The 7,250-nt window shown below is 67.2% G+C and carries 6 protein-coding genes and 1 pseudogene; all 7 read right to left on the bottom strand.

Going from position 1 to position 7,250, the window contains the following annotated elements; genetic code table 11:
• Positions 1-262: 262 nt before the first annotated feature.
• Positions 263-1,180: a UDP-3-O-acyl-N-acetylglucosamine deacetylase gene (gene lpxC, locus AC6EI8_RS22330; RefSeq protein ID WP_150082112.1), complete on the bottom strand. Its 918-nt coding sequence runs from the start codon at positions 1,178-1,180 to the stop codon at positions 263-265.
• Positions 1,181-1,433: 253 nt separating this feature from the next.
• Positions 1,434-1,940 (bottom strand): peroxiredoxin, encoded by a 507-nt coding sequence (locus AC6EI8_RS22325; RefSeq protein WP_150082111.1) that lies wholly within the window; start codon positions 1,938-1,940, stop codon positions 1,434-1,436.
• A gap of 465 nt (positions 1,941-2,405) precedes the next feature.
• A complete protein-coding gene (gene ftsZ / locus AC6EI8_RS22320; RefSeq protein WP_149316572.1) occupies positions 2,406-3,599 on the bottom strand; it encodes a cell division protein FtsZ in 1,194 nt (397 codons plus the stop codon).
• A gap of 165 nt (positions 3,600-3,764) precedes the next feature.
• Positions 3,765-4,997, bottom strand: coding sequence for a cell division protein FtsA (gene ftsA / locus AC6EI8_RS22315; protein WP_149316571.1), 1,233 nt, complete (start codon positions 4,995-4,997; stop codon positions 3,765-3,767).
• Positions 4,994-5,920 (bottom strand): cell division protein FtsQ/DivIB, encoded by a 927-nt coding sequence (locus AC6EI8_RS22310; RefSeq protein ID WP_149316570.1) that lies wholly within the window; start codon positions 5,918-5,920, stop codon positions 4,994-4,996. The genes ftsA and AC6EI8_RS22310 overlap by 4 nt, the downstream gene beginning before the upstream one ends.
• Before the next feature lie 48 nt (positions 5,921-5,968).
• The gene (locus AC6EI8_RS22305) at positions 5,969-6,961 is read right to left on the bottom strand and encodes a D-alanine--D-alanine ligase (RefSeq protein WP_498382902.1); all 993 of its coding nucleotides are present in this window, start codon (positions 6,959-6,961) and stop codon (positions 5,969-5,971) included.
• Positions 6,958-7,250 (bottom strand): annotated as a pseudogene (locus AC6EI8_RS22300) (hypothetical protein); the annotation flags it as partial. The gene AC6EI8_RS22305 and the pseudogene AC6EI8_RS22300, both read right to left, overlap by 4 nt.

Below are 7,250 nucleotides of genomic sequence, written 5' to 3'. Positions count from 1 at the left end.
TGCAGCCCGACGTCGCGCGCGGCGACTGGGACGTGGAGCCGGCCGAGCGGCCGAAGAAGACCGGCGTGCCGGCGGCCGGATTGAACAGCCTCGGCGAACTGGCGCAGACGCTGCCGGACTCGCCGCTGCGGGATGCGGTGCAGACGCTGCTGTCGCGGCACCGCCAGGGACGCGGCTAGCGGAACCGCCGGCGGGAAAGCCAGCGGAAGAACCAGGGGAAAAGCCAGGGGAAAAGCGAGCGCGCCGGGCGGCGCGCCCTGCGTCAGGCGAAAGCCGGCTGCAGCTGCGGCAGGAAGGCGGCCGGGGCCTCTTCCTGGCGCTCGAAGCTGACGATCTCGTAGGCCTGCTCGTCGGCCAGCAGCGCGCGCAGCAGCTGGTTGTTCAGCCCGTGGCCGGACTTGTTGGCGACGTAGGCGCCGATCAGCGGATGGCCAACCACATAGAGATCGCCGATCGCATCAAGGATCTTGTGGCGCACGAACTCGTCGCCATAGCGCAGTTCCTCGTTGTTCAGCATGCGGTGCTCGTCGAGCACGATCGCATTGTCGAGGCTGCCGCCGCGGGCGAGACCCATCTCGCGCAGCGCCTCGACCTCGTGCGCGAAGCCGAAGGTGCGCGCCCGCGCGATCTCACGCACATAGCTGGTGTCGCCGAAATCGATCTCGAAGGTCTGGCCGGTCTTGTCGACCGCCGGATGGCGGAAGTCGATGGTGAACGACAGCTTGAAGCCGAAGTAGGGTTCGAGCCGCGCCAGCTTGTCGCCCTCGCGCACTTCCACAGCCTTCTTGACGCGGATGAAGCGCTTGGCCGCCGGCTGCTCCTCGATGCCCGCCGACTGCAGCAGGAACACGAAGGACGCGGCGCTGCCGTCCATGATCGGAATTTCCTCGGCGTCGACGTCGACGAACAGGTTGTCGATACCCAGGCCCGCGCAGGCGGACATCAGGTGTTCGATGGTGGAAACGCGCGCGCCGTTCTTCTGCAGCACGGACGCCAGGCGCGTGTCGCCGATGGCCGAGGCCTTCACCGGGATCTCGACCGGCTCGGGCAGGTCGACGCGGGTGAAGACGATGCCGGTATCGGTCGGGGCGGGCCGCAATGTCAGCGTCACTTTACGGCCCGAGTGCAAGCCAATGCCAACGGTCTTGACCAGGGACTTGATAGTGCGCTGTTTGAGCATGACGGCCTCTGCTAATTATTAAAATCTATCGGGCTTGAGATCTGATAAACCGTATCTTACCACCGGCAAGCATATTGCGCTGCACCAGTTTTGTTTCGTCGTGTTAACGGTGTGGCATTCGACGGTTAAAGGCCCGGAAAAGATGCGGGGGATGGCGAAAAAATCGCCGCAGAAGATTGCATAAGCGGCATTTGAATCACTTCCAATGCCGCCATCTCGACATCTACAGCCCCCAAGGTCACAGAACGCCGTCTTACCCGCGCAACATCGCGAGCACCGCTTCGGCGCTGCTGACCTTGAATTCGCCCGGCGCTTCGACGGCCAGATGCGTGACCACGCCGTCGTCCATCACCATCGCATAGCGCAGCGAGCGCACGCCCATGCCGCGCTTGCCCAGGTCCTGCTCCAGGCCCAGCGCGCGCGTCCAGTCGGCGCTGCCGTCGCCGAGCATGCGCACCTTGCCGGCGGTGCCCTGCTCGCGCGCCCATGCGCCCATGACAAAGGCGTCGTTGACCGACACGCACCAGATCTCGTCGACGCCGGCGGCGCGCAGCGCGTCGGCCTGCTCGACGAAGCCGGGCACGTGGCGGGCAGAACAGGTCGGCGTGAACGCGCCCGGCAGGCCGAACACGACGATGCGGCGGCCCTTGGCCAGCTCGGCCACCGAGAAGGCGTTGGGACCGAGCGCGCAGCCGCCGGCCTCGGTTTCGAAGTACTCGTACAGCGTCGCGTCGGGCACGCGTGCACCGATTTCGATCATGGCGATTTCCTCAGGCAGCCCCGGCGTTGGCGCAGCGAACGCCTTGGCCAAACCCAGTCTGCATCATAGTTGCCGCCCTCCGGCATCCCAAGTGGGACGGCGGCGCGGGCCGCTGTCGGCGGATGCCGACAGGCGGGCAAGCAGAACTGACAAAAACAGGCGCGGCGAGCTTGCGCTCGCCGCGCGGACGGGAGGCACATCCCGGCCGGGATACGGCGGGAGACCAGTCCGGGGAGGCGGCCGGCGGCGCGCCTGTCCCGGCACGGGATGCGGACGGAGGACAGCGGGCGGCGTCAATCTCCTCGCTCGCGCGAAAGGCCGGCGGCCGTCATCCGCAGCGCGGCACGGGCGGATGGGGAGCGCCCATCGTGCCCCGCTGTCGCGGATGCGCGGCCGGCAACCTGCCGGCGATGCGATCGGCTGGCCGGGGGAGCCGGCTCGCCGTGGGTCGACGTCGCGCCGTGCTCAGTCCGCCTGCTTGCGCAGGAAGGCGGGGATGTCGTACGTGTCGACACCCTTCTCCTGCAGCGCGGCCACGTGCGCCGACGCGGTTTCGCGCGAGCTGCGGAACACCGCCGGCGTATCGAGGCCGCTGTAGTCCGGCGCGCTGTGCAGCGCCGAGCCATGCTGCAGGCCAGCCATCATCTGCACCGGCATGTTGTCGGTACCGGTCTTGAGCAGCGTCATCGGCTGCTGCTTCTTGCTGGCGCGGCCCAGGCCCGTGGCGACCACGGTCACACGCAGCGCGTCGCCCATCGAGTCGTCGTAGACCGTACCGAAGATCACGGTCGCATCTTCCGCGGCATAGCTGCGGATGGTGTTCATGACTTCCTTGGTCTCCGACAGCTTCAGCGAGCGGCTGGCCGTGATGTTGACCAGCACGCCGCGCGCGCCGGACAGGTCCACGCCTTCCAGCAGCGGGCTGGCGACCGCCTGCTCGGCGGCCAGGCGCGCGCGGTCGACGCCCGACACCGTGGCCGTCCCCATCATCGCCTTGCCCTGCTCACCCATCACGGTCTTGACGTCTTCGAAGTCGACGTTGACCAGGCCGTCCACGTTGATGATCTCGGCAATGCCGGCCACCGCGTTGTGCAGCACGTCGTCCGCGCACTGGAAGCACTTGTCCATCTCGGCGTCGTCGCCCATCACCTCGAACAGCTTCTCGTTGAGCACGACGATCAGCGAGTCGACGTTGTTCTCCAGCTCGGCCGAGCCGTGCTCGGCGACCTTGGCGCGGCGCGCGCCTTCGAAGTCGAACGGCTTGCTGACCACGCCGACGGTCAGGATGCCCATCTCCTTGGCGACCTGCGCCACGATCGGCGCCGCACCGGTACCGGTGCCGCCGCCCATGCCGGCAGTGATGAAGACCATATGCGCGCCGCGCAGCGCGTCGGCGATCTGTTCGCGCGCCGATTCGGCGCAGGTGCGGCCGACCTCCGGCTTGGCGCCGGCGCCCAGGCCAGTATTGCCCAGTTGCAGCACGCGCGCCGCGGTCGAGCGCTTGAGCGCCTGCGCATCGGTGTTCATGCAGATGAATTCGACGCCCTGCACCCCGCGGTTGATCATGTGCTGCACGGCGTTGCCGCCCGCGCCGCCCACGCCGACCACCTTGATGATGGTGCCGTCCTGCATTTCCGATTCGATCATGTCAAAGTCCATCACTGCCTCCGAGAAAAATCAGTCGCCAAACGCTGCGGCCTCCCCGCCGCAACCCTTGGTTCCTGAACAAAGAACCAAAAGAAAGAAAGAAACTGCTCCATCAACGCGCCGCGCCCGCCACGGTGGACAGTCGGCGACGGCGCGTCGCCAATTCATGCCGGCCGATCAGAAATTGCCGACGAACCATTCCTTCATGCGCGTCCAGATCTGCTTGACCGAACCGCTCTGCACCGCGACCTTGCGTCCGCGCATCCGTTGCACGCGGCCTTCCAGCAGCAGGCCCATCACCGTCGAGTAGCGCGGGCTCTTGACCACCTCGTGCAGATTGCCGCGGTACTCCGGAACGCCAACCCGAACCGGTTTGAGGAAGATGTCCTCTCCCAGTTCCACCATGCCGGGCATCATTGCGGTGCCGCCGGTGATCACGATGCCGGACGACAGCAATTCCTCGTAGCCGGACTCGCGCACGACCTGATGCACCAGCGAGTACAGCTCCTCGATGCGCGGCTCGATCACCGCCGCCAGCGCCTGGCGCGACAGCGTGCGCGTGCCGCGATCGCCCACGCCCGGCACCTCGATCATTTCCTCCGGATCGGCGATCGCCTGCTTGGCGATGCCGTACTGGATCTTGATGTCCTCTGCATCGGGCGTCGGCGTGCGCAGCGCCATCGCGATGTCGTTGGTGATCTGGTCGCCGGCGATCGGAATCACCGCGGTATGGCGGATCGCGCCTTCGCTGAAGATCGCGATGTCGGTGGTGCCGCCGCCGATGTCGACCAGCACCACGCCGAGCTCCTTCTCGTCCTCGGTCAGCACCGCCAGGCTCGACGCCAGCGGCTGCAGGATCAGGTCGTGCACTTCCAGCCCGCAGCGGCGCACGCACTTGACGATGTTCTGCGCCGCGCTGACCGCGCCCGTCACGATATGGACCTTGACCTCCAGGCGGATGCCGCTCATGCCGATCGGCTCGCGCACGTCCTCCTGGCCGTCGATGATGAATTCCTGGGTCAGGATGTGCAGGATCTGCTGGTCGGTCGGAATGTTGACCGCCTTCGCCGTTTCGATGACCCGCGCCACATCGGTCTGGGTCACCTCCTTGTCCTTGATCGCCACCATGCCGCTCGAGTTGAACGAACGGATGTGGCTACCGGCAATGCCGGTGAAGACCTCGGAAATCTTGCAGTCGGCCATCAGCTCGGCTTCCTCGAGCGCCTTCTGGATCGACTGCACGGTGGCCTCGATATTGACCACGACCCCTTTCTTCAACCCCTTGGACTCGGATTGGCCCATCCCGATCACTTCGTAGCTGCCGTCGGGGCGCAATTCCGCAACCACCGCCGCCACCTTCGAGGTGCCGATGTCCAGACCAACCAACAGGTCCTTGTATTCCTTGCTCATCGGGTTTTCTCCGCGTTCTCTTTTCTCAGTCGCGTCGGATTGTTGTTGGAAGCCGGACCACGCTTCGCGCCAGTTGCATTGGCATTGGCACGGTTGGCGCCGTTCGCATTGCTCGTCCCCTGCTCGCGGGCCTTGGCGGCGGCTGCCGCCTGGGCCTCGGTCAGGAAGCGGACATTGGCTGCCCGGATGGCAAACCCGTTCGGATAGCGCAAATCCGCGTACTCGATCTGCTTGCCCCACTGCTCCGTCACCTGCGGCCAGGCGATGACGAAACGCTTGACGCGTTCCTCCATCGCCATCCGGTCAAGGTCGGTCTGTTCCCGTCCGAATTCGACCACCATGCCGTTGGACAGCCTGGCCCGCCAGGCGTAACGCCCGGACAACGTCACCGCGAGCGGCTCGGCCTTCAACGGCCGGAACCACTCGCGCATGATCTCGAGTTTGTCGACGACATCCGCCTCGCTGCCGGGCGGACCATCGAGCGCGAGCAGCCGGGCGTCCTCTTCCGCCTCGGCGGGATTGGCCACGAACAGCTCGCCATAGGTATTGATCAACCGCCCGGTATCGGGCGCGCCCCAGGTGCCCAGCGCCTCGTGTTCCTCGATCCTGACCGTCAGGCCGCTCGGCCATTCGCGCCGCACGCTGGCCTTGCGCACCCAGGGCACCGACTCGAAGGCCTGGCGCGCGGCGTCCAGGTCCAGCGTGAAGAAGTTGCCCGACAGCTTGCCCAGCGCGTTGGCCCGCACCGCGGGTGCGTTGACGTGGCGCAGCGTGCCGCCGTACATCGGCGCCAGCTCGACATGGGTGATCGCGAACACCGGCCGCTGCGCCAGCCACATCAGGCCGGCCGCGAGCGCCATCACCACCACCACGGCGTAGAGCGTGGTGGCGATCAGGTTCAGCAGGCGTGCGTTGTGCCACATGTCGGTTCGGGGTGCGCGATGGCTTCGTTGTACGGGGTCAGCCGCGGGTTATTCGGGTTTCCAGTGCTCGTTCGGATGCAGGTCCAGCGTCGCCGCGGCGACCACCTGCAGCACGAAGTCCTCGTAGCTGATGCCGGCCGCCAGCGCCGACATCGGCACCAGCGAATGGCCGGTCATGCCGGGCGAGGTGTTCATCTCCAGCAGATAGGGCTGGCCGTCGGCGGTCAGCATCACGTCGGCACGCGCCCAGCCGCGGCAGCCCAGCACGCGGAAGGCCTCGACCGCGAGGCTGCGCACGCGCTGCTCCAGCGCATCGCCCAGGTTCGCCGGGCACAGGTATTGGGTAACGTCCGTGAAGTACTTGTTTTGATAGTCGTAGTTGGCGTCGGGCGCGACGATGCGGATCACCGGCAGCGCGACCGCGTCGCGGCCCTCGCCGACGATCGGGCAGGTCAGCTCGGCACCGTCGATGAACGCTTCGGCGATCACGTCGTTGTCCAGCGCCGCGGCCTTCTCGTAGGCGGCGCGCATCTGGCTGGCCTCTGTCACCTTGGTCAGCCCGATCGACGAGCCTTCCCGCGCCGGCTTGACGATCAGCGGCAGGCCGAGATCCGCCGCCACCGCGTCGAACTCGCGCTCGGTGCAGTCGGCCGTCAGCATCGCGAAGCGCGGGGTCGGCAGCCCATGCGTGCTCCACAGCCGCTTGGTGGCGGGCTTGTCCATCGCCAGCGCGGAGGCCAGCACGCCGCTGCCGGTGTACGGAATGCCCAGCTGCTCGAGCAGGCCCTGCATGGTGCCGTCCTCGCCGTAGCGGCCGTGCAGCGCGATGAAGACGCGGTCAAAGCCGGCCGCGGCCAGTTCGGCGACGCTGCGCAGCGCCGGATCGAAGGCATGCGCGTCGACGCCGCGCGACTGCAGCGCGGCCAGCACGCCTTGGCCGGACAGCAGCGAGATTTCGCGTTCGGCCGAACGGCCGCCCATCAGCACGCCGACCTTGCCGAGCGTCTTCGGATCGATTTGGGGATTGGGGACGAAGCTCATGCCTGGCCTCCGGCTTGCGGCACGGCCGCTTGCTGTGGTTGTTGCGACGCTGACGAGGCAGCGGGTTGCGAAGGGGAAGATGCCGCCGATGCCGCGGAGGACGATGCCGCCGACGCCGCGGCCTGGCCCGACACCAGCAGGCCCGGCACCGCGCCGATCGTGCCGGCGCCCATCGTCACCACCACGTCGCCCGGACGCGCCGCGTCCAGGACCGCTTGCGGCATGTCGTCGATCTGCTCGACGAAGACCGGCTCGACCTTGCCGGCGACGCGCAGCGCGCGCGTCAGCG

It is taken from the genome of Cupriavidus sp. R6-3, assembly GCF_059772245.1.
This window is presented reverse-complemented; position numbering and strand designations above follow the sequence as displayed.

Coding starts and splice junctions, on each gene's coding strand:
- ftsA (WP_149316571.1), bottom strand. CDS start 4,997: ATGAGCAAGGAATACAAGGACCTGTTGGTTGGTCTGGACATCGGCACC.
- ftsZ (WP_149316572.1), bottom strand. CDS start 3,599: ATGGACTTTGACATGATCGAATCGGAAATGCAGGACGGCACCATCATC.
- AC6EI8_RS22325 (WP_150082111.1), bottom strand. CDS start 1,940: ATGATCGAAATCGGTGCACGCGTGCCCGACGCGACGCTGTACGAGTAC.
- AC6EI8_RS22310 (WP_149316570.1), bottom strand. CDS start 5,920: ATGTGGCACAACGCACGCCTGCTGAACCTGATCGCCACCACGCTCTAC.
- AC6EI8_RS22305 (WP_498382902.1), bottom strand. CDS start 6,961: ATGAGCTTCGTCCCCAATCCCCAAATCGATCCGAAGACGCTCGGCAAG.
- lpxC (WP_150082112.1), bottom strand. CDS start 1,180: ATGCTCAAACAGCGCACTATCAAGTCCCTGGTCAAGACCGTTGGCATT.